Origin of the sequence: Nocardia vinacea NBRC 16497, from assembly GCF_000308835.1 — a bacterium.
Taxonomy (GTDB): Bacteria; Actinomycetota; Actinomycetes; order Mycobacteriales; family Mycobacteriaceae; genus Nocardia; species Nocardia vinacea.
Map to the genome: position 1 here is coordinate 25,123 of NZ_BAGN01000408.1, position 26,682 is coordinate 51,804.

Here is a 26,682-nt window from a genome sequence, read left to right on the forward strand (position 1 = left end):
TCCGGGGTTTCCTGACCTGTTGCAGGACGTTGCCCAACCCGGGTAGCTCGGCCGGTGCTTCGGCGATTCTCCGTGGGTGTGGTGCTCGTGGCTGGTAGTCGTATCGGGTTGTCGACCAGAAAGCGAGCATGCATGCGGGCGTTTCCGGTGAGTTTGCCGTCCGGGCAGCGGTATTGGACCGTGCTGGACGAGGAGTTGCGGATCGTCGGTGTCGCCGACGAGTTTCTGCGGCATTTGCGGTTCGGCCGTGACGCGGCGGAGTCCACGACGAAGGCGTATGCGCATTCGCTCGCGTTGTTCTTGCGCTGGTGCGCCCGGTCGGGCCGCTCGTGGCAGGCCGGGGTTGAGCAGTTCGCCCTGTTCATGACGTGGCTGGCTCACGCCCGGGCATCGGCTGATGGCGCCGCGGCCGTGGTGGTCGCGGGTCCGGGTGCGTCGGTGCGGTGTCCGTCGCGGATCAACGGTGTGCTGACCGCGGTGCGGGGCATGGTGGTGCATGCGGTCGCGGCCGGTCACGGTGAGCCGGGGCTGGTGGCGATGCTGTATGAGGTAGCCGACGATCGCGACTTGCCGGTCGAGGCTCGCGGCGAGGACGGCCGGATGGCGTGGCGTATGCGGGTCCGGCATCGGCTTCCGGAACCAGAGACGACGGTCGAACGAGCCAGCGACGAACAGATCGTCGCGCTGCTGCGGGCGTGCCGGTCCGCGCGGGACCGGCTGATTGTGCTGCTGCTCGCGCGGGCCGGGTTGCGGCGCGGGGAACTGTGCGGGTTGCGGCGCAGCGATGTGCACTTGCTGGTGGATTCGCGGCGGCTGGGTTGTGAGGTCGAGCGTGCGCATCTGCATGTGGTGCGCCGCGAGGACAACCCGAACGGCGCCTGGGCCAAGTCCCGCCGTCAGCGCGGGGTGCCGCTGGATTTCCTTGTGGTGCAAGCCTTCGACACCTACGAGTTCGAGCGCATGCGCATCCCTTCTGCTGCCGACAGTGATTTCGTGTTCGTCAACCTGTTCCGCGGCAGGGTCGGCGCGCCGATGCGCCCGGACGCTGTCGCGGAGTTGATGGCCACCGCGTCGCGGCGGGCCGGGCTCGACACCCCAGTCCGGCCGCATCAACTGCGGCATGCCTTCGGCAGCAATGCTGTCGACGCCGGAGCCGGCATCGACGTGGTCGCCGACCTCCTCGGTCACGCCTCGATCACCTCTTCGCAGGTCTATATGCATCCCGACTCCTCCCGACTGCGCGCGGCCGTCGACGCCGTGCCCAGTCCCCGCGAGCTCGGCGCGGTGGACCGGTGACCGCCGCCGCTGTGGATCGCGCTGTAGGAGGCAGTGGTCAGGAGGCGTTCGAGTTCCCGCATGTGCTCGCCGGTGTCGGTCTCGTCGGCTCCACTGCGGTGTTGGCGCGAGCGCTGGACAAGGAGCTGCTGGCCGAGACCGGTTGGGATCCGGCCGTCCGGATTCTGTTTCTGCCTGCCGAGCATCGTCTCCTCGGCCGGAAGGTATGCCGGGTCGATCAGTGCACCGGAACCGCTCACAACGATCACCCGGACATCTGCGTTCGATGCTCTACCAGGCTGACCCGCATGGGCATGACCATGGCCGAGATCGCGGCCAGCGACAAGCTTCCCGCCGCGCCCGTGCCCGCGCCGCACTGCGCGGTCCCTGAATGTCTGTGCGTGCCGGTCGTTCCGGGTGCGCAGTTGTGCGAACCGCATGCGGCCAACTTCCGCACCAGGCGCATTCGCGTGAGCGTCGCGGAGTTCGCGCGGCATCCGCGTGTCCGGCCCTACCCGCCGGCGACGCCCTGCGTGGTCTCGGCGTGCACCCGCGCCGCCGACGGGGCGATCGGTTACTGCGGCACTCACTATCAGCGATGGACGGTAGCCCGCCGCAACGATCTGAACGTCGACGAACATTCCTGGCGGACAACGGAATCGGGAGTAGCTGAACCGGGCCAGGTGAACCTGCGGGCACTGCCCGAGCTGGTGGTCGTGCAAGTGCTGATCGGCTTGCAGACACGCCTGCGCGACGGATTGCGGCTCACCGATGTCGTGCTGCGGGCCGTCTGCGACACCCTGCGCCGCCACCAGGTCGCCACCATCCACGACTGCGACCCGAAACTGGCGCCTGCCAAGCGGCCGAAGTCGATCTTGACCGCGTTCGCCCGCGACGCCCGCCGCGTGCTCAGCGATCCTGGCACCGAACATGCCAAGGACACTTGGGATCTGGCGGTCTTCGGTCACCCAGGAAGGCTGTCGTTCACCACGATCACTCAACCCTGGTTGTCCGACGCGGCCAAGCGGTGGGCCGCCGAGCAACTGCCGCACCACCGAGGCAGTGGTGCTGCGCGAGTTCGCGGCAAAATAAACAACATCGGGCGACTGTCCGAACACCTCGCTCGCCGGCCCGACCGTGGTCTGGATCCCGCCGCCCTCGGACGCCCCGATCTGGAAGGGTTCCTCAACCGGCTCGGACACCTGGAAGCCACCGGCCAGATCAGCCGCTATCAACGCAACATGATCTGCCGCGACGTGCGCCAGGTGCTCGCCGGAATCCGATCCCTGGGCCTGACCCGGCCCGGTCAGCACGCCGCTGGACTGCCCGGTGACTTCGCCGTCGAATACGTCGATATCCCCGCCGATCCCGAACGCGGCGAACCCGGACGCTGCTTGCCTCCCGAGATCATGACCGTACTGTGCGCCCACCTCGACACCCTCGAACCTGTCGAAGTCCGGGTCGCCACCCAGATCGGCATCGACACAGGACGCCGACCCGAAGACATCCTCAACCTGACGCTGAACTGTCTCGACCACGACAAGGACGGTGGCCCCGTACTCGTCTACGACAACATCAAAGCCAACCGGCTCGGACGACGGCTGCCGATCAGCAAGGCCACCGCCGAAGTCGTCATCGCCCAGCAGCAACAGGTCCGTGAACGATTCCCCGATACCCCTGTGACGCAGCTGAAACTCCTGCCCACCCGGTATCGGAATCCCGACGGGCACAAGCCGATCAGCACAACCACACTGCAAGCGCGTCACCGTGACTGGGTGGCCACGCTGCCGACCTTGCGCACCCGCGAAGGCATCGAGTTCGACAAATCTCGGGTAGCGCCCTACGGATATCGCCACACCTACGCCCAGAGACACGCCGACGCCGGTGTTCCGATCGACGTTCTGGCCGAGCTGCTCGATCACCGCAGCTTCTCCATGACCCGCAGGTACTACCGCATCGGTGAGGACCGCCGCCGCGCCGCGGTCGACACTGTCACCGCGCTCAGTTTCGATCGGCACGGCAACCGGATCTGGCGCGACGCGCGGATGCTGCTGGAATCCGAACGGGCCCGCCACGCTGTCGGCGAAGTTGCCGTCCCCTACGGCACTTGCACCGAACCGGCCAACGTCACAGCCGGCGGCGGCGCCTGCCCGGTTCGGTTCCGCTGCGCGGGCTGTGACCATTTCCGCACCAACGTCGCCTACCTGCCCGACCTGCAAGCACACCTCGATGATCTGCTGCGCACCCGGGAACGGCTTTCGGCCGCTATCGACGGAGTCGATGACTGGGCCCGCGCCGACGCCACCCCGACCCAGGAGGAAATCACCCGCATCCGGCGGCTGATCAACCGGATCAAAAGCGACGTCGCCGATCTCGATGATGGCCAGCGAGCCCGTATCGACGAGGCGGTCGCCGTCGTGCGCCGTCACCGCGCCGCCCACAGCATCCCACTGGGCATGCCGACCCTCACCACACCCACCACGGAGGCCAGCGCATGACACCAACGAAATCCACTCGCACGCAACACACCACCAGCACCAGGCCGATGCTCGACGGCCGCCGCGACGACTCCATGCGCCGACGCCAACGCGTCACCGCGATACTCGACAAGGCAGCCGCCGACGGCGAGCAAATCAGCACTTCCGCCATCGCTCGCGCCGCCGGGGTCGACCGCACCTTCCTCTACCGCCACCGCGACCTGCTGGAGAAAATCCATGCGCTGCAAGCAGATCCAACCACCAACGGCGGCACCGGACCGGCGGTCACCCGCGCCTCGCTGCAAGCCGACTTGCTCGCCGCCCACGAACGCGCCGCCCGGCTCAACACCCGCATCCAGCACCTCGAGAAACGACTATCCGAAGCACTCGGCGAACAGACCTGGCGCGAGTCCGGGCTCGGCGCCCCGGCCGACATCGACGCCCTCCACCAGAGAATCAACCAGCTCGAACAACACAACCTCGACCTGCAACAGCAGCTCGATGAACGCGACGAAGACCTCGCCGCCGCCCGTGCCACCAACCGCGAACTCATGGCCCGGCTCAACACAACAACCCGAACGCAATGACACGCCGCGAGCCCGCTTGCACCACAGCTGTTGCGACCGCTAGCATTTCACGCATCAGCCTCTGAGCTGCACGAACTCAGAGAATCGCGGAGATGCACGCGGCCGGAGCCCCGGAGAACGGGTCGTAGGCGTAGATCGTCTTCAACACCACCGCATCGCGGGCCGCGCTCAACCCGCCCTTCACCCCGCGAGCGATGATCTTGCCCGGCCGGGCATCCGCGGCATCGAAAAAGGCCTGCAACTCGTCGTAGGTCAACGGGCGACGCCGCGGATCGCCCTCGTAATCGGTCTTGTGCAGGATCGAGTTGCCCTCGTGGAAGATCGGCTGGGGAACCTCGCCGAACCGGTCTTCGCAGACCCGCCCCCAGCCATAGCGGGGATCGCGCAGGAACTCGATAAACAGGCTGATCTCTACCTCGTAGCACCGCGCGGTAGACACCTTTATCGGCCGCTGCTGGTTGCGCAGATGGTCGATGAACGCCTCACCTTCCTCGGCCGTCCACTGCCACGGATACAACCCGGAAAACCGCACCAGCCGCTCGATGAGCTGGATCCGCGGCCCGATCGTCGACACCCGGAGAAACCGCGCCGACTGCTGGCGCCGCCACCCCTCCAACATGGCCGCGAACACCGCCGGCGCCGGATCGAGATGCACAACGTTGTCCACCAGCATCAGATGCGCCGAACCGGGAGCAATCGGAGTCACCCCACTGTTGTATCCAGCGCAACAACGATGCGTCAGAGGTCAGCACCAGGTCAAACCCATCGCCTCAGCTGTCCCCCAACCTGATTGGACGGTCGCCACCAGCGCAAACCGTCGTTGCACCAACCTGCCGAATATTGCATTGAATGCAATTCCGCCTCTTTGCGGCATTCCAGCACGGCCTCGTCGCCGCGCCAGAGCAGCGACCACGGCTGTGCGTTGTGCGCCGGTGGGGCGAGTGTGCCGACCGCTGCGATCCACCGCACCGCGGCCTCGGATATCTTTGCCCGCCGGGCTGGTTCGGGTGGCAGCGGGAAACCCGCCCTTGCCTCGGGCGCGATCTCGAACAGCGGACCAGGGGAGATCGGCGTGTGGTATTCGCCACCGCGGTCGACCATGAGCGCGGCCAGGTCGATATGGAAACGCCCGGACCCGATCGGCTCGCCCAGCAGCAGCCGTCGCGCGGTGTCGGCTCCGATCGCCGCGCCGAGCGTCACCTCCGACGCGAGTTGGGGCCACCTCCCGACGGTGCGTCCGATCTCGGGCAGTGATGCCGCCGACCGGGTGCTCAGTCTGTCCTCGCCGAGGATCGCCAGGGTCAACGGCACTCGGTCCGCGGCCGTCGTAGCACGCAGTTCGGTCGCCTGTACCGAGCCCAGCAGGCCGTGCTGTATCGGCCGATCAGGTTCGAGATCGAATCGTTCGATACCGAGTAGACCCCGATCGCTGGTGTCCATGAGGACCGGGATTCCGTAGGCGCGGGCGCGCTCACGGATGAGGATTTTGATATAGAGGTCGTCACATTCTTCGATGAGCAGGTCCAGCCGACCCGTGCCGAGCAGAAACTCGTCGACAGTGTCGGCTGCGACACCGGCCGCGAACCGATCTATTTCCAGATACGGGTCGATCTCGAACATCTGCCGCGCCGCCAGAATCGACTTCTCGACCCCTGGGTCAGCGACACTGCCCCGGAGCCGATTGAGATTCGACAGCTCGAGACGATCGAAATCAGCGATTTTGAACGAGCCGCCGATCCCTTCGAGTGCCAGCGTGACGGCGGTTGCGTTGCCGACCGACAGCCCGACGATTCCGATCCACGCCCGCGCCAGCCGCCGCTGTTCTTCCGGCGCGATCTTGTACCGGTTGCGGTCAGTGCGAACCTGGCGGAATTCATCGCGGGGCAGCAGATGCACCAAAGTCCGCGACCAGCGGTACCACACCCACACCCCGTGATCGGACAGCGGCTTGCCGTCCAGGTGTTTGTGCACGTGGTCATCGACCTCTGTCGGCGACAGGTCGGCATCGGGGCGGGTCAGCGAAACCAACTGTCGCAACTGGCAACTCCATGTACATACGTGGAAGCAGCTTGCGATTGGCATCGTTGTCAAGAGCGGACCGCGTTGGAGGTAGTTGGTTTCATTGTGCCGCTGAGCTGCGAATATATGGAAGACCCACCCATTCCGGCTGTGACATCGATTGCCAGCGTTGACGTGTGCGAGCGTTGTTGGTTGACGTCAGCCATTAAATGGCTGGTTTGATGACAAGTAGCACCTACCGGCTGAACGACTATTGCGCCGAACCCCGACCACACCATCGGGCAAAAACCCATCGCAGTACGAGACCACTCGCCTGTTTCCACCACTGAATCAAACCGAACCGAGAATACCTATTGGTTCAGAGTTGACGGGCTGGACGCTACGACGGGAGCTGATCCGGCAGGGCTGCTGGGTGACTCGGAGAACATGTGCCGCAAGGCTTTCCGTTGATATGTCCACGGCGGTCCACGGGGCGAGAGCCCTGGCCGGGAGTGACTTGATAGAAGCCTGCTGAGCCGTCAACTCGCAATAGGTCTGTCCGGCCCTCGCTGTCGTCCCGTCGCCGCGCTATAGCAACAGGAGAAGACGTCTCGATGGTGACAGTGGGGATCCGACCCGCACAAGCACATCCATGTCGCAGTGGCTGTCGATGCCACCGGCAAGCAGGCCGGTAAGTCGCTTACCGTGAAGAACGACGCGCTGCTGATTACGGCGTTGCTCAAATGGATTCGAGCGATCGCTGGCGATGCGCCTGTCACCTGGGCTATCGAGGACGGTCACGGTTTCGCGCGCCGTCTGGCCGATGGGCTGCTGCTTGCCGGGCACGAAGTGGTCTGGGTTCCTACCCGGTTGACCGCCGCTCACCGAAAGTTACATGCCGCCACCGGTTCCAAATCCGATCTCGTCGATGCCATGGCCGCCGCTCACGCTGCGATCGCAACACCGGGCCTGGACCGCCACCGCATCGACAACCGGGTGCGTGAGCTGCGGATGCTGGTCGACTACCGTTCTGACGTCATCAAGCGCCGGACCATGGCGATCAACCAGCTCAAGGCCCACCTTCATGTCTGGATCAACCACACCCCGGGCGACCTGGCCCGCACGAAGGTCTTGGCGTCACTGACTGGACTGCTGGACTCGGCACAGTTGGGCGATCATGTTCATCGCGTGATCACCGACATGATCGCAGAGGTCGCCGACTTCAACCGCCGTGTCCGCGAACTGGACACTTCGATCAAGGACCTCGTCGGCCCGCTGGCTCCCGAACTACTGAAAATTGTTGGAATCAGCCATATTTCCGCCGCAGTGTGCATCGATGACGAAGTCGGGCGGACGAACACCGGATCACCGGAACGAAGCCCCGTCCGGTCTACAGCAGCCGGGAGATCCTGTATCCCCAGAACTCCGTCTGGAGGGAGTGGGCCCAAATGGTCCGAATCCGGAACGAACACCAGCCACCACGCGTCCACCCTGCTCCTTCGTGAGTCCTTGAACTCACTCAATCATCACGGAAGCACACATGCGGGAACTCCGGAGCCGCTTCCGCCGCCGCGTCGGCCAGAGCCAGCGCGCGTTGCGCTTCGCCCGGCTCTCCGTGCACGGCCAAGAACTCAGCTCGCCTCATTCGCCCATAGGCCGTAATCGGGTGCGCGTCCCGTACCGCCAGCGCGGCGTCAGACAAGGCGATGACCTCGCTATTCGCCCGCGCATCGCAAAGTCTGAACCCATTGCCGCAGTTGACATTTGGATGCATTCCTACAATCATAAGCGGTGCCGCTCGTCGATCAGGGGCTCTCGCCAATCGATTACGACTCAGGAATAGCTCCTGTCACCGATCCGGTGCCTTCTGGGAGTTCGTTGATCTACGCATAGGAGGCTCCATTGGTTCGGCGATTGCGCCGCTGCGGTTCCCGCCGAATCAGAGCTGTGGTACTCGCGCTTGTCTTCGGTGCCGCCGCACTCGGCACGCCCGCCGCAGCCACCGACGGCGTCGACCCGTACCTGGATGGTCTCGCCGAGACCGCGCCGACGCCAGAACTGCACTGGTCCGACTGCCAGGACGGCTTTCAGTGCACCGCCGCGCGAGTGCCGCTGGATTACCATCAGCTCGATGGCGACCACATCGACCTTGCGGTGATCAAGCTGCCGGCCGCTGATCCGATCCGTCGCATCGGCACCCTGTTCGTCAATTTCGGCGGCCCCGGCCCATCCGGCGTCGACCGGCTGCGGGAGCGGGCCCGGTGGCCGTGGTTGTTCTCCGATGAGCTGCGGTCGCGCTTCGACCTCGTTGCCTGGGATTCGCGGTCGTCGGCGCGCAGCTCGGCAACCCGCTGTTTCCCGAATATGGACGAACAACTCGCCTTCCTCGGCTCCAGCCCGGAAATGCCCACGGATGCCAGCGGAGAAGCCGAGTACTTCGCGCACGATAAGGAACTCGCCGACCGCTGCGAACGCAACGCCGGGCCGATCCTGAATCATGCATCCACAGCCAATACCGCGCGCGATCTGGAATTGCTGCGCCGCGCGGTCGGCGATCCGCAACTCACCTACCACGGAATTTCCTACGGCACCCAACTCGGTGCGATCTACGCGAACATGTTCCCGAGCCGGGTGCGGGCGATGGTGTTCGACGGGTCGCTCGACTTCGAGGGCAACATCAACGGCCATGACGGACAGGGCATGACAGTCCCTTTGGACGTCAGACAGAATGTGGCCGCCGGTATCGCGGACACCTTCGACCAATTCCTCCGGCAGTGCGCGGTAGCCGGTCCACGCTGCGCATTCGGTGGAGGCGATCCACGACTGAAATGGACGGTGCTCACCCAGCGAGCGCGCATGGCGCCCATCAGGGTGGCGGGTCAGAACTGGACCTATTCGGCGATCGTCGGTGCGGCCAGCGCACTTTCACAGCCCTCGACCTACCCGGACCTCGCCACCCTGTTGCAGGCGCTGTTCGATTCGGGCACCGCCCTTCCGACTCTCACCGGCCTGCAATCGATCGCCGAGGCCTCGTATCTGGGCAACCGCACCGAGGCGTATTACACGATCCAATGCAGTGACAGCGCCGTGCCCACCGATCCCTCCATCTACAGCAGCGCGGCCATCACAGAGGACCAGCGGATACCGCACTTCGGACGGGTCGGCGTTTTCAGTACCACCGTTTGTGCCTTCTGGCATGGCCACGACGCCGACCGGTACACCGGCCCGTGGAATCGCTCGACCTCGGCCCCGATTCTGGTCCTCAACAGCAGATTCGATCCGGCCACACCGCTGCCCGGCGCGGTCGCGGGCGCCGCCGAACTTGCCAGCGCCCAAGTTGTGGTGATCGAGGGCGCGGGCCACAGCAGCATGTACGTAGCGAGCACCTGCGCCGAACAGGTTAAGCGGGACTACCTGACGTCCGGGCAACTTCCCCCGGTCGGCACCCGCTGCGGCATCGACAAAGCCCCGTTCGACTGACCGCACGGCCGCCGAAGATACCGACGACGTCGAGGCTGGGCGCTGGACGCCACCATGGAAGCGGCCCTGAAGTTGGGATTGGTAGGGGCCAGTATTCGAGTGTTCGATATTTCCGTGTTGATCAGTGAGCGCGGTCCCCAGGGGCATATGAAAGGACTACCTCGAGCTGCGCAATGTGCGACGGGATCTGCGAGTAGCGCTCTCGCTGGAATGCGACAGCAATTCGGGAACGCTGCTGGCCGAGCACACTGTCGTGCACGGCAGGGCTCGCCTCGGCGAAGCCCGCCGCATCCGCACCGGATATCAACCAGCCCGCGGCGACCACAGCAGCCGAAACACCGGTCCGGGTTCGGGGCACAACGCCCACTTCGACACGGCCGCAGGAAAATACGTGCGGCTTGCCTCATACACCGGCGGCGGGTGGCGGAGGCGTTGTATCCACCCAGAGGGAATGGCCGACCCTGGGGATGGTGAAGGCTTGTGAATGTGGCGCGGAGCGCTTGCGTCCTACCGGGCGTATTTGTCGCCTGGATCAGCCTGCAACTGGAGCACTTGGCGTACCCATCGCGACGGGATTCGTACTCGGTTGCCGACTCGAATAGCCGGCACCTCTAGAACTAGATCCGCCAGTAATCCGGGGTCGACTCGACGGTGACCTTCTCGATTCTCTCGGCGACCTCGCCGGTCGTGGCCTGGCAGCGACATCCCATACCTTGCTGCCCGTCGACTCGCAGGCTGTCGCTGCGCATCCACACCTTGCCGATACCGCCAAACACCTCTCGTCCAGTCGATGGATGGCGATGCATTCACTGCTGCTGCGTTGAAAGGTGCTCGTCGAACTACCGGGGGAGGTAGTCGTTCGAGTAGGTCTTGCCAAGATCAATCTTGGCCTGCGCGACTTCGGGGTTGAACCTGGCGAGGACGGCGTAGGCGGCCCCGGCACCGTCTGCGTGTATGACACCGTCCTTACTGAACGATTCCTTGGTCTGCTCGATCGCCTGGATGTAGATCTCTCGGTTACCGGCGGAGTACTCCGATGGCATACGGTCGGCGATCTCAGTGGCCGAGTGCTGCTCGATCCACTGCAGCGTGCGGACGATCGCTCCGGCGAGTTTGCGTGCGGTGTCAGCGTTCTTGGCCTGCCACTCACCGGTCGAGTACAAGACGGATGCGGTGTAGTTGTCCACGCCGAACTCGCTCTTCAGCCCGTCCACGGTTCGCGTGTCGGCGAGAATCCGTAGGGGGCCGACACGTTGCTGCAGCACGGAGATGGACGGTTCAACCATCACCGCGGCGTCGACCCTGCCCTGCTCCATCGCCGCCACCGCACTGGCATCACCGCCGATGCCGCTTATGCGGGCGGCGTCGGCGGCCATTCCGTGTTGGACGAGCAGATGCTTCAGGAAGAAGTCTGTGGATGAACCAGGTGAGGTCACTCCGACGGTGGCGCCCTCGAGGTCGGCGACCGAGGTGATCGACCTGCCAGTCTTCGGCGACACCGCCAACGCCAGCGACGGTAACCGCAGCATGCTGACGAACGCCGTAGCTTCACGGCCTTTGGCCTGCATTTGGATCGTGTGGTCGTAATACCCACTCACCACGTCCACACTGCCACCTTGCAGCGCCTGCAACGCCTTCGAACCACTCTGCAGGTCTTCCAGTTTCACCTGCAGGCCCGCTTCACGGTAGAAACCGAGCCGCTCCGCCAGCGTCGTCGGAAGGTACACCAGCAGCGGCTGTCCACCCACGCCGATGGTAACCCTGGTTCCAGCGTCAAGCTGGTCGGCTCCGGACGTGCAACTGACCAGCGCCAGCACCGCCAGCAGTACCGTTATGAGCCGTCTCATGATCCCTCCAGTTTCCAACGCAAAAGTCTCCGTTCGAGCCTTCCGACCGTGGAGTCGACGAGAAGCACGACGGCAGAGAGTACAAACATGCCGGCGAATACACCGGTGGTATCGAAGGTGCCTTCGGCCTGAGCAATGAGGTAGCCGACACCAGCTGAGGCGCCGAGGTACTCGCCGACCACGGCGCCGACGATGGCGAAGCCGACGCTGACGTGCAAGCTGGAGAAGATCCACCCGAGCGCGCTGGGCAGCAGCACATGCCGCACTAGTTGCCCCTCAGCCGCGCCGAGCATCCGGGCGTTGTCCACCAGGACCTGCTCCACCTCGCGCACGCCCTGATATGTGTTGAAGAACACGATGAAGAACACCAGCGTCACACCGAAGGCGACCTTCGACCAGATGCCGAGCCCGAACCAGAGCAGGAAGATCGGCGCGAGCACGACCCGGGGCAGCGCGTTGAGGACCTTGATGAACGGGTCCAAAACCGCTGCCAGAAAACGAAAACGGGCCAGCACAAACCCGAGCACCAGCCCGGCTGCGGTGCCGATCAGCAGCGCCAGCGCGGCCTCGGTGAGCGTGACGCGGAGGTGTTCCCAGATCGTCCCGTGCGCGAACCATTGCACGATCCGCGCGAAAATATCGCTTGGCTTGCTGAAGAAGAACTCGTCGGCGCCGCCGAACTCCCACCCGAGCACAATGGCCGCGGCGAGTGCGATCTGCACCAGGACCGCACGTCTATCCATGGCTCTTCAGCACCTCATCGCGCAGGTCCGACCATATCGCGCGATAGATCTCGATGAACCGTGGCGCGGTCCGGATTTCCAGGAGGTCGCGTGGACGCGGCAGATCCACCAGGTGGCGACCGAGTACCCGGCTCGCCGGGCCGGCGGAGAGCACCAGCACCTCGTCCGACAGCGACACAGCCTCATCCAGGTCGTGCGTGACGAACAGGACCGTCTTACCACTGCCGGTCCACAGCGTGAGTAGCTCGTTCTCCATGATCTGTCGGGTCTGTACGTCCAAGGCGCTGAACGGCTCATCCATCAGTAGGATTTCCGGGTCAGTGACCCACGTCTGGGCTACCGCGGTCCGCTTGCGCATACCGCCGGACAGCTCGTGCGGATAGGCATGTTCGAAGCCGCCGAGCCCAACCCGCGCAATCCACTCCCGGGCGAGGTCTGTGCGTTCCCGCTTGCGGACACCGCGCAGCTGGAGCCCGAGCGCAATGTTGTCCAGCACGGTTTTCCATGGCAGCAGGGCGTCCTGCTGGAACATATAGCCTGCGTCCCGGTTGAGTCCGCGCAACGCCACGCCGTCGATGACAACCTCCCCGGAGGTCGGCTCACGAAGCCCCGCAACGCAGTTGAGCACAGTGGACTTGCCACACCCGGTTGGCCCCACCACCGACACGAACCGGCCACGCGGGACCCCGAAGCTGACGTCCTCCAGCGCGGTGTAGGAACTGTTGGTGAAGGAGACGGTCACCGACGCGAGCTCGATCGCATTGCGCGTATTCACCACAGAAGTCCCTATTTACAAGATCACGCTGGCGTCATCAGGCTACCAGTTGCGATGTGCCGCACCGGTTCCGCAGCATTTTCTCTGCGGGATACCTGATGAGGGATTCGATGAAGTCTTCGTAGGCCTGCGCTCGTTGGTCGCGTTCCGGGTATCCTCAGGTGCCCGCGCTTCGGAGTTGTCGGGGATGCGATTCCGATCCCCGCCAGCAGGTGAACACGTTGGTGCACAAAGGAACTTGGAAGGTGCAGCCGGTCCCGGTGTCGCCGAATACGTTAGTGCACTTGCATGTCCTCCATTGTCGAGATCCGAGATGGCACAGTAAGTTAGATCGCCGATCAGGTTGCTCAGTGCTGGCGCGCTAGGGTGCTGTCCGGCAATTAATCGCAGGTCGGCGACGGTGGACCGGGCCTTGCGGGGCCAGTCATAGAGTTCACGTGTGAGGGGTCGAGGAACATCAAGCGACCGATGTTGGAGCGGTCGCCGTGGAGTTCCCCCAAGGCAGGGTAGTTAGTGTTTTTACGGGTGCCGCAAGCACTTTGAGGATTTCGGGCATAGCACAACGGAGTTCGTTGGTTCAGGTAGTCGACCAAGACAGCCTGTTCCCGAGGAGCTTCGTTGCCCCTTCATTCTCCCCTGCCATCGGCCCTGGTAACCATCACCCGTTCGGTCACCGTCGCCGCGGGCCGGTTCGCTCCCGGCCATCTGGGTGAGCTGACCGCCGTTGTGTCGTTCGAGCTCGTCGACGCGGTGCTGGAGGAGACACGCACGGTGCAGCGCAGGCTGCGCGAGCTTCCATCTCGGGTCGGGATCTATTTCCTACTGGTGATGTGTTTGTTCTCCGAGGTCGGCTATCGGCTGCGGTGGGACAAACTCACGGCCTCGTTGACGAGGGATGCCCTATCGCCTCTCCGACCGCGAAAGCGCTGCGCGATCTGCGCCGAAGGCTGACAGCCGCGCCGGTGAGGGCGTTATTCGACGTCCTGGCCGGGCCGTTGGCCCAGACCGTGTATCGAACCGAATTGAGGGGTGGCACCGCTGAGCGGTGCCACCCTCAACCGAGTCCGCCAACGAAATGGAACCCGCACACCTCACCGACGACCGACCGCGACAGAAAGCACTGCCCTACAAACACGTCGGTCGGATTCTTGACAAGTAGATGGCAAATGGCCGCAGATCACACGGTATTGTCGCCGCCACCATGACCGGCGGCTATGCCTTTAGGGGGCACACTGGTCGGCGCCTTTAGGGGGCACACTGGTCGGCAATGGTGTCGCGAATGGTGTGCACCTGCGGCGACGCGAGCAACCCAGCGAGCGCGGATCTGTCCCGGTCGACGGTCAAGTCGAAATGTGTTGGCTGCCAGTCCGATCGGTCGCGGGTGTCTTCGGTCAGTCGATGCAGTCGCTGGCCCAGGTCGTTGCTCAACAGCGTCTCCCCACACGTGCGATGCGGCAGTCGCGATCCGATGCTCTGGATCCGTTCCGGCTACATCTACACCCGCATGGCGGTGCACCGGCAGCGCCGGTTCGTTCAGCGGACCGCAATGCGCCGAAATGATCGAACCGACGGCATAGTGACCAATCAGCGCAGGCAGCAGGCATTCAGGAAGAGCGTCGAGAGGGGCCGGATTGGACATCGTCGAGACCGCCGAGATCGTCGGTGGCTGTGTGCTGAGATTTCCCGGCCGACTGACTCCCCGTGACCTCGAGACCGCCGCGCAACCGGTCCGGGTCGCCTTCGCCGCCGACCTGCTCTCCAGTGCCGTCACCCAACTGGCGAATCTAGCCGAACGCCAGCTCGACCTGGTGATGGACCCGCACCGCAATACCGGTCTGCCGCCGTCCCTGGCGGCTGGACCCGGGCAGCAGCACGGCCTCACAGGAGTCGAGATCGCTGCCACCTCCATCGTGGTGGCGATGCGCCGCGCCGCCGTCCCCGCCGCAATGCAGAGCATCCCTACCATTCAGCACAACCAGGACCATCGTCCCGTTCGGCACACAGGCCGCGATCACTGCGTAGAGCAGGTGCGGAAGTTGCGCTGGGTGCAGGGCGCACTGGCAGTTGCCTTGCGCCAGGCGGCCGCTGACCGCAGGACCAGCCGAGCGATCGATGAATCCACCTACCATCCGAAAGCGCCCTACTCGATGCCCCTCGCGTTCAAAGTTGTTCAAGGCCACGCCGCCGCGGATTCTCGACGACCGTGCGGCTGGCCCTGACCGAACAACCGGACATCATCGCCCCGCTTCCTGGTCGACACCGGACTGCGGCTCGTGTATCTCCAGTTGGACTGGCAGGCACCGAGTTTCGTGAACGTCCCGGCGCGGGGAAACCCGCGCTGGTGACCTACAGTTCGATCGTCCCACCGCCTAGCGGCGGCATCGGCGTGCGCCACAGTGTCCCGATGAACTCCAGCATGCGGTTGCGGACGTCGTTGCCGTAGGAAGGGTTGTTGCCCGCGATCGCGATGGCCACGAAATACGCTGAGCCGCGGGCGGTTCCGCGTAACACGGCAGGGCTGCTCGACATCGGCAGGTAGTGCTTGCCCGGGATGTTGTTGTGCCCGCGGATCGCGACAGCCTGGATGGTGACCGAGGCGAAGAGTTCGTCCCAATCGGCATTGCTGGACGCGGTGGCGAAGTCGTCGTCGCTGGTCAGGTTGACGCCCTGGGCGGCGAGGGACGTCGCCAGGGTCTGCCACCGCTGCTTGACGCTCGTGATGTGCGTGTCGTCGCCGGTGTATCCCCGCACGAACTGCACGATCGGCACATACGCCACGCGGCCGGTGGATTGGATCGCGCCGCGCCCGCGGAACTTGTAGAAGTCCGCCTCCTGCAGAAACGCCGTCGAGCTGTCCAAGCTGGTCGGCACCCCGGCGGGCCAGGTCGTGCCCTTCCATTCGGTGCGATCACGCACCGCCTGCGCGTTCGGCGCGAGCGCGCCGAACGCTGCCAGATAGATCGGTTCGTGGAAGCAGGCGAAGGCGGTGTGATTGCCGCCGAGGGTGTTGTAGGAACCCTTGGTGAACGGATTCTCCCCGGGCCGCTGGATGACGAACGAGTCGAACGCGTACGACAATCCGGGATGCCCGTAGCCGCCCACCGACTCCGCGCCGCGGAACTGCAGCCGCCCACCGGTCTCGTGCAGGAACTTCGCCATCAGCGTGGCGAACTCGGGTAGCGAGATGCCGGGCAGGCCCGCGCCGCGATCGGTGCCCAGAATGGGCGGGAACGCGTTCCAGGTCTGGGCGAAGCGGGCCAGGGTGTCGGTGTCCACCGACATCGACAGCGGTCCCCAGCTACCGCGCCCGGCGAGCGTCGAGCCGAACCAGCCCGCGAACGTCTTGCCGGTCACGTCGAGGAAGTAGTTGTCGACGTCGGTTGCGTTGAAGAACTCCACCGCGGCGGCCTGCGCGAGCTGGGCATCGGTGGCCGGGGTGACCGCGACGGTCGTCCCGCCTGGCCGCTGGGTGCCGACCTGGACGAACTCGGGATCGTACGCGCCCTGCAAGGCCTTGGTGTAGGCCGTCTTCGCGTCCTCGGGTGAGATCAGATTCTTGGCCTGCGCGTTGCCGAGCACGTGCTGCAGGTCCTGCAGATCCTGGTTCGTGGTGGAGGAACGATCGCTGGGCGTGGTGCGGCCCGAGCCCAGTCCCTTGGACGGAATCGCCGAGCCGGTACCGCCGCCGCCCGCGCTTGCGCCGCTGCCGTATTTGGCTTGGATCTCACGGGCCCGGTTGGCGGCCTCGGCGATCGAGATCGTGTTGTCCGACAGCTTCTTCAGCAGATCGGTCACCTCGGCGCGGCCGGACATATCGCGGAAGAGATCGGGCGTGCCGAGCAATTGCAGCGCCGCGGCCAGACCCACGGGATCCGGTGCGGGACTGGGAGATACGACGTTGACCAGCGACTGCGGGAACGGTGTCGGCGTTGGGTTGGTCGGCGTCGGATTAGGGGTGGTCGGCGTGGTGGGCGCGATCTCGGGCGCCTGGATCGGAATGGGATGCTCCTCCCACTTCCAGAAGCGGGTGTTATCGATCTCCTCGGCGACATTGCAGTGGCCCAGCTTGCCCTCGGCGAACACGCCGCGGGTGGGCATGGTGATCAGCCGCTCGGTCTGCGCTTCCGGTGGTGGATCGGTCACCGTCACCCCGACGCCGGTGAGCGGATAGGCGACGTGATTGCCGAACACCTCGAGCGGGGTCGGAGTCGCGACATCGGCCAGCACCTTACCGTCGGCCCAGGACAGTGTCTCGAAGGCGACGCTGATATCAGCGGTCCTGGTGGCCAGCATAATCGCCCGGTTATAGTAAGCATTGTTGCTGTTGACGTGGTCGATGAGGCGCTCGGCGGCCTGATATTCCTCGGGCGTCAGCGATTTCGCGGGCGACCAGATCGGCGGGAGGTCCGCAGGGCGCGGGCCGGGCTTGCGGATGAAAGTAACGGTGTTGGACGCGCCGTTGAGCGGGAAGTAGTAGTCCACATCGGTATCGTCGAGCAGGGATATCGCACCACCGGCGTGGAAGCCGCGGATGGCCAGGCGGTCCATGCGCCACTCGTCATCGTCGTGCAGGACGAACTCGAAACCGACCAGATCACGCCAGGCGATCGGCCCGACCGGGGCTTTCGGCTTAGCGATGAACCAGCCCATCGCCGTATCGTTGAAACGTTCACCGACATCGGCATTGTCGGTCTCCGAACCCTTCTCCCACTCCACGAGCAGCGGCCGGGAGATGGTCGAATTGCCATCCACCACAATAAGATTGATCATGACAGTCTCGTCGGTCTTGTCGCGCAGGCCATCGGAGGTCTTGACGCCGAATTCGAACAGCGCGAAGCGTAGATCGCCCTCCCAGAACTGCGGGACCGGCTTGTCCAGTGAACCAGCCGGGACACCGTGCAGCGCCTGGTTCTTCGCCACCTGATCCTGTTTCGCCAGGGCCGCGAAACCGGATGCGAGGCTGGGGTCGAGCAGGACCGGTTCCAGGATCGCGCGTCTGCGCAGTAGTTCGGCCAGGTCGAAGGAGACGACGGGTGCGGGGTACTTCACCAGCACGGCGGGGCGGCGGCGGACGAATTGCACCGACACCCGATAGTGCCGCAGCACCTCGTAATACAGGATGGTCAGCGTGTGCGCGTGGTTGTAGTTGGAGAAGGTGCGTGTTTGGATGGCCTCCTTCTCCTCCTGGCGTGCCTGGATGACGACCGTCGAATTGAGCTCGCGCGCGGCGGAACTGGCCTGGCTGAAGCTATCGCTGAGCAGCTGCACGTTCTGCGCGGTCAGGTCGCGGCTGCCGTCGCTGGTCGCGGTGGAACCACCCATACTCCAGGCGTTGCCGACCGCCGCGCCGAGGCCGACCACCCCGATATTGCCGCTGCCGCTGCCGCCCGCGGACGAGGCCACCCCGCCCATGAAATTGGAGCCGTGCTGCATTTCGCGCAGCCCGGCCTGGACGGTTTCGGTGATGGTGCGGTCGCGGTGGGTCTGGTGGGGCGTCGTCGTCGCGTTCCTCGGACTGCTCACCGCCCGGGTCGTAGCGGACGACGACCTCTGCAAACACCGGATGGCGGACTATCGGTCCGCCTGTGTCCTTATCGATCAGGTACAAGCCGAGATGGGTGAAGGTGCCAAATGCATCCATGATCCGTTAGCGTGGGGATGGAATCTCGGACGGTAGCCGTCGGCCACGGGGGTGCACGCGCGTAGTGCACTACGTGAATTCGCTGCCGGCACCGAAGACGTCGATCGGTGCCGGCGAATGTTTGTTCGGCGCTTCGATATCGCGCACACATTCCGCGTGTGGAAGCAGATACTGGGCTGGACCTTGCCCGCAGGTATGTGACCCCGGCTCGGCCGACCGCTGGACCTGGTTGATCCTCACCGCGTATACCCTGCTACGATCCGCCCGTCCCCTGGTCGCCGATCTGCGGCTGCCATGGGAGAAACCCGTTGCTCCGCAACGACTTACACCTACTCGGGTACGGCGCGGGTTTCGTCACATCCGAAGACGGGCTCTCCCGCTGCTGTACCAAAACCTTCCAGGCCTTCCGGAACGCCGTTTGCTCCGTGGTCAACCCAGCTAGACGAACCGCCGCGGCATCCAACTCCCGAGCTGCCTACTACCTGCGGATCGCCCCCTTTTTACGGGGAAAGAACCCCTTGGGGATCCGCACGGCACGATCCAGCAGCGCACAGATCCGCTCGGCGGTCAGCGGATCGACCCGACGGGCCGCGAAATCGACCAGGAAAGCGGCCACCTGGCGCATGACGGTGATCGCGGGCGACTCCAACCGGTCGAACCTGGTGGTGATCTTCACCGCGACCAGCGCGTCGCTCGACACCACCAGTTCGTCCTTGAACGCCTGCGCGGCAACGAGTTCGGCCGCTGTCTGACCGAATACCTCCTTGACACCCTTGTTGACCTTGTCCGGTGTCGCCGCCCTGATGCAGTCAGGGCAAGTAGTTTGGCTCGCAACTCCTTATATTTCCCGAGCCGGGCCAAGCGGTTGTCGGCCAGCTCGTTGGAACCGCCGCCGGTCAACCCGTCGACAATTGCTCGGCCTCGAGACGCGCCTCGCTATACGGGCCGTGTTCGACGAGCGCGAGCAATCGGTTCTGGAACGCCGATTGCGTTGTCAGATCGATCGAATTCCGGTTCTCGGAAGAACCGAACGCCTGTTGTATGAAACGAAATAACTCCACCGCGCCGCCGCCGCGAACCGCCACTGCCACCGCCGACGGCAGGCGCCACCCTCGTGGGGGTGACTTCCGGTCTTGGTGTTCCGGGATCGGTTCGGCCTGCAGCACCATCTCGTCGACCGCGATACCGAGGCGGCGCTGTACCTGCCGGATCGATTGCCCCAGCTTCGACGCCGACCACCGTTCGTGCGGCTCATCGCTGATGCCACCACCGCGGACACGTCCTCGGCGATGCCGCTGTCGCGCAGATCCGGCGTCGGTTGGGTGGTGATCCGTAAGAATTGGGTCACTACCTTCTCCCTGCTGCGCCGTTCGAAAGGTGGCATGCCCGGTCAACGCGCAGAACAGGGTGGCACCCAGCTCACAGACATCCGCGGCCCCGTTGGGAACCTCGCCCTCGAGTACCTCCGGTGCCGTGAACGCCGGCGATTTTCACCCCGATTCGCAACACGGCCTGCACCGGCAGGGGACCCTGCCCCCGGATTCGGGCGTCCACGGAATCCAGCGGGTGGTAGGGCATGGGCAGGCAGGGGCGCCCGCTCGTGGTGGTGCCCGCTTGCAGCACCGCGACGACGACAATGCTCAGCGTATCGCCGAAGAACGCAGACGGCGGGCAGTCCGCGCTAAAGAAATCAGATGATCCTTACCTGCCGAACCATCAGGCTTGGCCAGTCAGACCGAGGTCGGATACACCGTCTTTCAGACACCCCCGGAGGTGGGGCGGGATCGTTTTGGAGTCCGATCCTGCTATCTGGGTCGCGGATGCTGGATGCGGAGTAGGGCTCGATGCATTGCGCGAGGGGTCGGTGGGGGAGGTAGCGGGCCGGTGCCCGGCGCGGCGAACGCCTGAATGAGGTAGGCGACCAGGCGACGCCACGCCTCCGGGGCGGCATCGGCGGTGCAGGTGACCATGCCCGCGTTGGCGATGAGCAGCATGACCAGATCTTCTGGGACGAAGTCGGCACGCAGCCTGCCGGCCTGTTTGGCGCGGTCTAAAAGTTCGACGAAGCCGTAGTAGGCCCGTTCGCGCTGCGCTTCGAACTGTTTGGCCAGGGGAAAGGTCATGGTGAGGGCATTGGCGAACGCGCGGTCCTCGGCTTGCATCGCGCACACCCGTTCGAGGTAGCGGCAGAAACCGATCCACGGGTCGGGCTCGGCCAGTCCGTCGATCACCGCATCGGCGTAAGCGGCCATCTTGGCCTCGAAAGCGCCCGCGATGAGATCGGCACGGGTGGGGAAACGCCGATACAGCGTGGCGATGCCGACTCCGGCGTGGCGCGCGATGTCCTCGATCGGTACGTCGAGACCGCGTTCGGCGAAGACTTCCCGCGCCGCCACGATGAGTCGCTGACGATTGCGCTCGGCGTCAGCACGTAGCGCTTTGGGTTCACCGACTGACATGTCCCCAGTATAGGGTGTTAACCGGAGGTGATCCTCCAGATGAGTGCTAGAGTGATCGAGTGAACGGAGGAGTTCCCTCCGTTTTGAGCCTTGAAGAAGTTCGCTGGCGAATTTCGGAAGCCGTGCCGATTCTCGTCGTTGGAGAATCAGCACGGGCGATCGTCAGGTCGATCCGCGCAGCCAGCCTGGCACTGTTTGCAGAGGAGACTCACGAGAATGCCCACCATCGCTATTGTCGGTGCCGGTCCGGGACTTGGTTTGTCGATCGCAAAAACCTTTGGCCGCAACGGGTTCCGAGTCGCGCTAATCGCCCGCACCCAGGCGAAGCTCGATGAGCTGGCCGCCGAGTTGGGCGGATTGGATATCGAGGCGCAAGGTTTCGCCGCCGACCTCATGGATCGTGCGTCCCTGGTGGAAGCGTTCGCCGGGATCAAAAAGGTGTACGGCGACGTCGATGTATTGGAGTACTCGCCGGCGCCGCATAATCCCGTCCGAGGCATCACGATGGTAGGCCCGCTGGAGGTGACGGTCGAGAATCTGCAGCCGCAGATCGATTTCTATCTCCACGGTGCCGTCACTGCCGTCGAGCAGGTTCTGCCCGCCATGATCGAACGTGGCTCGGGCACCCTGTTGTTCACCACCGGCGCCTCATCGACGGTTCCGATGCCGATCATGGGCAATGTGGGTCCCGCCGGTGCGGCTCTGCGGAACTGGGTGCTCAACCTGAATCAGGTACTCGCGGAGAAGGGTGTCTATGTCGCCCATGTGCCGCTGTCCGTATGGATGGGTAGCGGAGGCCCGGAGACTCAGCCGGACACGATCGCCCAGCTGTATTGGGATCTGTACACCGCTCGGGAAGAAGCCGAACACCCCTACGTCGTCCCGCAGTGACGGTTAGGTGACGTTTTCCTCTGGATCCTGCCGGCCGCCACCGGCATCGGGACTGCGCTCAATCCACTAGCCGCGTGCGGTATCGGTGTGATCATGGTGCCGGCGATAGCCCAATATGCCGATCGCCCACGACAGGAAGTCGAGGATATAGGCGAAGGCTGTGTCGGCGTCGACATCCTCGACTCCGTCTCGACGTCGACCCAGCATCGATCGCCGAGGGACCACATGACTTGTTCGGCCTGTCGGGAGTGGTTGTGGAGGAAGGCATTAGAGTCTCGTCATGGAGGGGCGCACGCCGGAAACTGTTCGTTGACCGATACGCGGCTGCCGCCGATGCCAGATCTCGGTTTCGGTGGGCGGCTGAGACCGGTATCGAAGATCGTGCCGATCATCCTCACCTCGGCCACTACCGTGGTGCTGGTTTGACCGATACCGCCTTGCTCGGGCAGTACTCGAGCGATTCGGTATCGCCGCACTGGTAGTTCCTGTATGGATTTTCTCGACCGCCCTTGTCATCCGCGGGGGTCGGCCACGCAAGTGCTCGTTGCTCGCTGACACGGTGCCGACGACGAACAATCCATCCAGAGATTGGCCAGGACCGGGCTGGTGGGTACCGCGGTTATCGGTGCGGGATTCGCGCTGCTGGGTGTGGATCAGATCGTGTGCCACCACTGCGCACGATGGGTTCGGTTCCGCAGTGGTCATCGAGCTGGCGCGGCTCAGATTCTTCCGCTGAGCCGAAACGAGAACGCCCGGTGTGGCAAAGATCTGCCACACCGGGCGTGTTGGTTTCAGGGCTATCAGACCGTGGGGCAGGCGAAGCCGTCGCCGTCGGGATCGAGGGAGGGCTGATAGCCCGGTTCCCTGCGGAACAGCGGTGCCCGACCGGCGGCGCGGGCGTCGTCGCAGTCGGCGAATGCGTCATTGGCCGAGCTGGTCTGGGACAGGCCTGCCGAGCCGGTCGCGGCTGATACGGTGTCGATGACGGATGGAGTCGGCGCCTCGACGACCCGGTAGCCGATCCGTTCGAGACGATCGGCCAGGATCGCGCCGTAGGAACCGGTGCCCTCGGCCGCGATCAGGACACCGTCCACGTCACCGTCGGTGCGGCGCGCCAACCAGGTGATCGCGCGTTCGAGCCCGGCACTGGTGGTCGGGAACCTCGATTCATCGGTGACCCGCCCCGAGGGGCATTCGATGATCTCGTAACTGTATGTGGCGGCGTGGGTGTCGACACCGACGACGAATCGGTAGTGATCTGCCACGATGGACATTGCGATGTCTCCTGTCGATGGGCGGACGTCGTGACCGGCGTCGGCCCGGGTGGAGATCACTACGAGGCAAATCTGTAAGGAGCCACAACCGATTTCGGTCGGGCAGGCTTCTGATCAAGCCATCGTGGTGGGCCGGGTCGATGCCGGCCTCCAGACCGAACGGACAACTCCCGGGAATGACACCCCCAAAAGAAGAGTCAGACGGTTCACGAGTCACGCCCGGGACCAGCACCACCCTGCCAGCCAGCCCCAGGCCGGCCACCACAAACACTTGCAGACGGTTCAGCTGCCGGTCGCGCAGCCCCCCGCCGATCCGGATGCCGGTTTGCGAGCCTGGCTGCGTTCCTATGCCACGAAACATCAAGGGCATGGGTTCCGGTGTGGGCGTTGGACTTTCAGTTCGACTCCACCACGGATGGGCGGGCGGTGAAGATCGCGTCGATGATCGACGAGCACACCCGTGAATCGCTGCTTCACCTGGTGGAGCGCTCGATCACCGCCGAGCGGCTGGTGGCCGAGTTGCAGGAGGTGTTCACCGCGCGCGCTGGGCCACCGAAGGTGCTGCGTATGGACAACGGTCCTGAAATGATTTCCCATGCGCTGCAACAGTTCTGCGCCGACCGGGTGGGGATCGTCTATTATCCCGCCCGGCACGCCGTGGAACAACGGCCATATCTCATCATTCAACCGGCGGTTACGCAGCGAGTGCCTCAACCGCGACCACTGGACGAGCCTGCTCGAGGCCCGCGTCGTGATCGGCGACTTCAAGGACGAGCACAACAAGCGGCATCGGCATTCGGCGCTGGGCTATCTGACCCCTGCCGAGTACGCTGCCCGCTGCAGCCGCACCCACCACCCCGTGGCCTGCGGCATCAACTGAATCTGGATCGAATCAACCCGGACTCCAATGGCGTTTGGTCGCCTCATCGGGGACTGGTCACCCGGCATGCCGACGTGCCGCTCAACTTCGAAGACGTGCCAAGGTCTACTGCTCCCGTGCCGTGTTCGACTTTCGCAAGCGCCCGAGGCCAGTGAGGTGGCCGCGGACGGATCGCACGGCACATGGTCGCGCTTGCCGACGTAGGGGCTCCGGATGAACACGCCGTTGTCCAGGCCCATGCGGACTGCCCGGCGCGCCTCCCGCCGACTCACGACCGGCGGGTAGGGGGCTGTGACCCCTACCCGCACCCAGTCGCGTGGCGTTTCACCACTGTGTCGCGCGTGATCGCCGTGACCGGCTCCGCTCTCCACGGTCGGGGGACCGCCACTCGCGCAGTCGGGTCAGAACATCGCGTTGTCGTTGCTGGAGGTGGCGGGCACGTTCTGGACGATGTCCCAGTGTTCGACGACCTTTCCTTCGCGTACGCGGTAGAGGTCGCAAATCGCCATTCCGCGGTCATCGGCGAAGTGATAGTGGGCGTGGGTCGCGACGTAGTCGCCGTCGGCGATCACACGCTTGATGCTGACGTTGAAGTAGGGGCTGGTGAATGCCTGGGCGAGGAGCTGCTTGGGGAATTCGATCCCGTTCGGGGCCGTCGGGCTGTGCTGGTAGTAGGGATCAGCGACGTGACGGTCGAAGGCGGTGAGATCGCGGTCGACGAAGACCCCGGTGAACATGGCCAGCGCGATCTCCTTGTTCTTGGCCGTGGGGGCGCACGGGTCCGGCTGCTCCCACAGCGGGGCGCTAAGGGTCGAGAACATGTCGTTGCCGCTGGCGGTGGTAGCGGGGACGTCTTGGATGACGTCCCAGTGTTCGACGATCTTGCCGCGTTCCAGCCGGAAGATGTCGATGGTGGCATTGCCACTGGTACCGGGAACGGGCACGAAGTGACTGTGGATGGTCACCAGGTTTCCCTCCCCGAGCGTCCGGTGCATGATCACGCTGGCCTCAGGGTAGGCGGCACGCTGGCTCTGCACGAACTCCTTGAGGGCGGCGGCTCCGTTGGTACGCGTCGGGTCGTGCTCGATGAGATCGGGCTGGACATACTGGTCCACGACGGACAGGTTTCCGCGATTGAACAGCTGGTCGAAGACGTAGCCGACCAGTGCCTTGTTGGCGATCACCTGGAGGTCGTCGGCAGGGGAGTCGTGCTGCGGGCGGAACGGCGTGGCGGAGGCCGGCGCCGCGGATGTATACGCCAGGGCACCGCCCGTGGCAGTCGCCGCGACGGCGGTGAGGAACGTTCGGCGGGACGTGATGGTCATCAGACAGTCTCCTTGTCTGTGAAGATGCGGGTGGTGGTAGTTGAGAGGAGATTCGGCGGGATTAACCGGCACCTGCTGGGAGCTGGCATGCGAGATCCACAAGGCAACGTTCATTTACTCCAGCCAAAGTCGAGGGGTGCCTCGCCTTTGAGGCTAACATAAAACATGAGAGGTGCCTCAGGTTGCTATGGTGGGAAGCATGTCGATATCGCCCGAAGCTTCCTTGCCTGCGGACCGTCCACTGCGGCGAGACGCCCAGCGCAACCGCGACACCCTGCTGGCGGTGGCCGGGGCCCAGTTCGCCGAGCAGGGGCTCAACGCGCCGTTGGAGCAGGTCGCCAAGCAGGCCCACGTGGCCATCGGAACGCTCTACCGACACTTCCCCACCCGCGTGGACCTGATCCAAGCGGTCTTCGCCGACAAGCTTCATATCTGGCTGGATGCGGCGGAACGTGCAGTGGCCATGGCAGATGCGTGGCAGGGTTTCGAACTCTTCGCTGAGACGATGTGCGAGCTCCAGGCCGACGACCGTGGCTTCGCTGACCTGGCGTGCGTGCGCCTGCCCGCCTCCAACTGGATAGAAGGCGTCCAGAGTCGTATCCACGATCTCGGTGTACAGATCGTTCACCGCGCGCAGGCGCAAGAAAGCATGCGTGCGGACGTTAACGCCCAGGACCTGGCCTTCGTCGTTTGGTCCCACAGTCGCATCACCGAGGCCACTCGGGGTATCGCCCCCGCTGCCTGGCGACGCCATCTCCACCTCATGCTCGACGCCTTCCGTGCAGACAAGACGCACCCGCTGCCAGAGCCTCCCATGACCCCCGAACAGGTATATGGGGCCATGGTCCGGCTCGGCGGAGACAGGATCTGAGCGGGGTCGTCCGCGTCGTCGGCCGGAGACGCCTTTTGGGACGGTCGTGTCCGCCTCCAGCGTGATCCGTGCCTACATCTCGGGCATGCCTGCGCCGGTCGTGACGCGGTTGCCTCCGTCCGAGTCGACCAGTCTTCGGAAAGAGGTTTTCAGCACTGC

24 protein-coding genes are annotated in these 26,682 nt (G+C 64.6%); 10 read left to right on the forward strand and 14 right to left on the reverse strand.

What is annotated here, in order from left to right; genetic code table 11:
• Positions 1-132: 132 nt before the first annotated feature.
• The 3 genes from ON44_RS39075 to ON44_RS39085 are packed head-to-tail and all read left to right on the forward strand — an operon-like array spanning position 133 to position 4,339.
• A complete protein-coding gene (locus tag ON44_RS39075; protein WP_040699794.1) occupies positions 133-1,296 on the forward strand; it encodes a tyrosine-type recombinase/integrase in 1,164 nt (387 codons plus the stop codon).
• Entirely contained in the window at positions 1,293-3,773 is a 2,481-nt protein-coding gene (locus ON44_RS51760; RefSeq protein ID WP_174415242.1) for a tyrosine-type recombinase/integrase, read from the forward strand. The genes ON44_RS39075 and ON44_RS51760 overlap by 4 nt, the downstream gene beginning before the upstream one ends.
• A complete protein-coding gene (locus ON44_RS39085) occupies positions 3,770-4,339 on the forward strand; it encodes a DUF6262 family protein (RefSeq protein ID WP_218007746.1) in 570 nt (189 codons plus the stop codon). Before ON44_RS51760 ends, ON44_RS39085 begins: the two co-directional genes overlap by 4 nt.
• A gap of 76 nt (positions 4,340-4,415) precedes the next feature.
• On the opposite strand, the gene ON44_RS39090 is transcribed toward ON44_RS39085, so the two are convergent.
• Together ON44_RS39090 and ON44_RS39095 are read right to left on the reverse strand one after the other, a co-directional pair.
• Positions 4,416-5,045 carry a site-specific integrase gene (locus ON44_RS39090; protein WP_245567513.1) on the reverse strand — a complete coding sequence of 210 codons (630 nt, stop codon included), beginning with the start codon at positions 5,043-5,045 and terminating at the stop codon, positions 4,416-4,418.
• Positions 5,046-5,095: 50 nt separating this feature from the next.
• Positions 5,096-6,376, reverse strand: coding sequence for a ThiF family adenylyltransferase (locus tag ON44_RS39095; RefSeq protein WP_063721705.1), 1,281 nt, complete (start codon positions 6,374-6,376; stop codon positions 5,096-5,098).
• A 621-nt stretch (positions 6,377-6,997) separates the two neighbouring features.
• Between ON44_RS39095 and ON44_RS47470 the strand changes: the two genes are divergently transcribed.
• Entirely contained in the window at positions 6,998-7,999 is a 1,002-nt protein-coding gene (locus tag ON44_RS47470) for an IS110 family transposase (protein ID WP_051183014.1), read from the forward strand.
• Positions 8,000-8,284: 285 nt separating this feature from the next.
• Positions 8,285-9,817: an alpha/beta fold hydrolase gene (locus tag ON44_RS39105; RefSeq protein ID WP_169338149.1), complete on the forward strand. Its 1,533-nt coding sequence runs from the start codon at positions 8,285-8,287 to the stop codon at positions 9,815-9,817.
• 121 nt (positions 9,818-9,938) lie between these two features.
• On the opposite strand, the gene ON44_RS39110 is transcribed toward ON44_RS39105, so the two are convergent.
• From ON44_RS39110 to ON44_RS39125, 5 genes are all read right to left on the reverse strand, one after another.
• Positions 9,939-10,175 (reverse strand): hypothetical protein, encoded by a 237-nt coding sequence (locus tag ON44_RS39110; protein ID WP_157187529.1) that lies wholly within the window; start codon positions 10,173-10,175, stop codon positions 9,939-9,941.
• Positions 10,176-10,434: 259 nt separating this feature from the next.
• The gene (locus tag ON44_RS53600) at positions 10,435-10,566 is read right to left on the reverse strand and encodes a hypothetical protein (RefSeq protein ID WP_281005576.1); all 132 of its coding nucleotides are present in this window, start codon (positions 10,564-10,566) and stop codon (positions 10,435-10,437) included.
• 90 nt (positions 10,567-10,656) lie between these two features.
• The gene (locus ON44_RS39115; RefSeq protein WP_157187530.1) at positions 10,657-11,634 is read right to left on the reverse strand and encodes an ABC transporter substrate-binding protein; all 978 of its coding nucleotides are present in this window, start codon (positions 11,632-11,634) and stop codon (positions 10,657-10,659) included.
• 26 nt (positions 11,635-11,660) lie between these two features.
• A complete protein-coding gene (locus ON44_RS39120; protein ID WP_245567514.1) occupies positions 11,661-12,386 on the reverse strand; it encodes an ABC transporter permease in 726 nt (241 codons plus the stop codon).
• Between the two features lie 13 nt (positions 12,387-12,399).
• Positions 12,400-13,182, reverse strand: a complete 783-nt coding sequence (locus tag ON44_RS39125; RefSeq protein ID WP_040699834.1) for an ABC transporter ATP-binding protein — start codon at positions 13,180-13,182, stop codon at positions 12,400-12,402.
• Between the two features lie 618 nt (positions 13,183-13,800).
• Between ON44_RS39125 and ON44_RS39130 the strand changes: the two genes are divergently transcribed.
• Positions 13,801-14,133, forward strand: a complete 333-nt coding sequence (locus ON44_RS39130) for a transposase domain-containing protein (protein WP_040699801.1) — start codon at positions 13,801-13,803, stop codon at positions 14,131-14,133.
• A 294-nt stretch (positions 14,134-14,427) separates the two neighbouring features.
• Here the strand turns inward: ON44_RS39130 and ON44_RS39135 are convergent, their stop codons facing one another.
• Positions 14,428-14,610 (reverse strand): hypothetical protein, encoded by a 183-nt coding sequence (locus tag ON44_RS39135; protein WP_040699803.1) that lies wholly within the window; start codon positions 14,608-14,610, stop codon positions 14,428-14,430.
• 203 nt (positions 14,611-14,813) lie between these two features.
• Here ON44_RS39135 and ON44_RS39140 point away from each other — a divergent pair, with 203 nt between their 5' ends.
• Entirely contained in the window at positions 14,814-15,401 is a 588-nt protein-coding gene (locus ON44_RS39140; protein ID WP_040699805.1) for an aromatic amino acid lyase, read from the forward strand.
• 127 nt (positions 15,402-15,528) lie between these two features.
• Here the strand turns inward: ON44_RS39140 and ON44_RS39145 are convergent, their stop codons facing one another.
• The 3 genes from ON44_RS39145 to ON44_RS39165 all read right to left on the reverse strand — a co-directional run bounded on the left by ON44_RS39145 (position 15,529) and on the right by ON44_RS39165 (position 21,282).
• A complete protein-coding gene (locus tag ON44_RS39145) occupies positions 15,529-18,705 on the reverse strand; it encodes a hypothetical protein (protein WP_157187531.1) in 3,177 nt (1,058 codons plus the stop codon).
• A 596-nt stretch (positions 18,706-19,301) separates the two neighbouring features.
• The gene (locus ON44_RS39155) at positions 19,302-19,526 is read right to left on the reverse strand and encodes a hypothetical protein (RefSeq protein WP_040699811.1); all 225 of its coding nucleotides are present in this window, start codon (positions 19,524-19,526) and stop codon (positions 19,302-19,304) included.
• Positions 19,527-20,628: 1,102 nt separating this feature from the next.
• Positions 20,629-21,282: a TetR/AcrR family transcriptional regulator gene (locus ON44_RS39165; RefSeq protein WP_040699813.1), complete on the reverse strand. Its 654-nt coding sequence runs from the start codon at positions 21,280-21,282 to the stop codon at positions 20,629-20,631.
• A 216-nt stretch (positions 21,283-21,498) separates the two neighbouring features.
• Between ON44_RS39165 and ON44_RS39170 the strand changes: the two genes are divergently transcribed.
• Positions 21,499-22,173: an SDR family oxidoreductase gene (locus tag ON44_RS39170; RefSeq protein ID WP_040699814.1), complete on the forward strand. Its 675-nt coding sequence runs from the start codon at positions 21,499-21,501 to the stop codon at positions 22,171-22,173.
• A 66-nt stretch (positions 22,174-22,239) separates the two neighbouring features.
• Here the strand turns inward: ON44_RS39170 and ON44_RS51035 are convergent, their stop codons facing one another.
• Both ON44_RS51035 and ON44_RS53135 read right to left on the reverse strand, forming a co-directional pair.
• Positions 22,240-22,380 carry a hypothetical protein gene (locus tag ON44_RS51035; protein ID WP_157187532.1) on the reverse strand — a complete coding sequence of 47 codons (141 nt, stop codon included), beginning with the start codon at positions 22,378-22,380 and terminating at the stop codon, positions 22,240-22,242.
• Between the two features lie 593 nt (positions 22,381-22,973).
• A complete protein-coding gene (locus ON44_RS53135; protein WP_083898421.1) occupies positions 22,974-23,447 on the reverse strand; it encodes an excalibur calcium-binding domain-containing protein in 474 nt (157 codons plus the stop codon).
• Between the two features lie 387 nt (positions 23,448-23,834).
• On the opposite strand from ON44_RS53135, the gene ON44_RS54445 reads away from it, so the two are divergent.
• On the forward strand, positions 23,835-24,482 hold the full coding sequence (locus ON44_RS54445) for an integrase catalytic domain-containing protein (RefSeq protein WP_169338150.1): 648 nt from the start codon (positions 23,835-23,837) through the stop codon (positions 24,480-24,482).
• A 246-nt stretch (positions 24,483-24,728) separates the two neighbouring features.
• Here ON44_RS54445 and ON44_RS39180 read toward each other — a convergent pair whose 3' ends face one another.
• Positions 24,729-25,652, reverse strand: coding sequence for a nuclear transport factor 2 family protein (locus ON44_RS39180; protein WP_040699815.1), 924 nt, complete (start codon positions 25,650-25,652; stop codon positions 24,729-24,731).
• A 199-nt stretch (positions 25,653-25,851) separates the two neighbouring features.
• On the opposite strand from ON44_RS39180, the gene ON44_RS39185 reads away from it, so the two are divergent.
• Positions 25,852-26,523: a TetR/AcrR family transcriptional regulator gene (locus ON44_RS39185; protein WP_040699838.1), complete on the forward strand. Its 672-nt coding sequence runs from the start codon at positions 25,852-25,854 to the stop codon at positions 26,521-26,523.
• Positions 26,524-26,682: the final 159 nt, after the last annotated feature.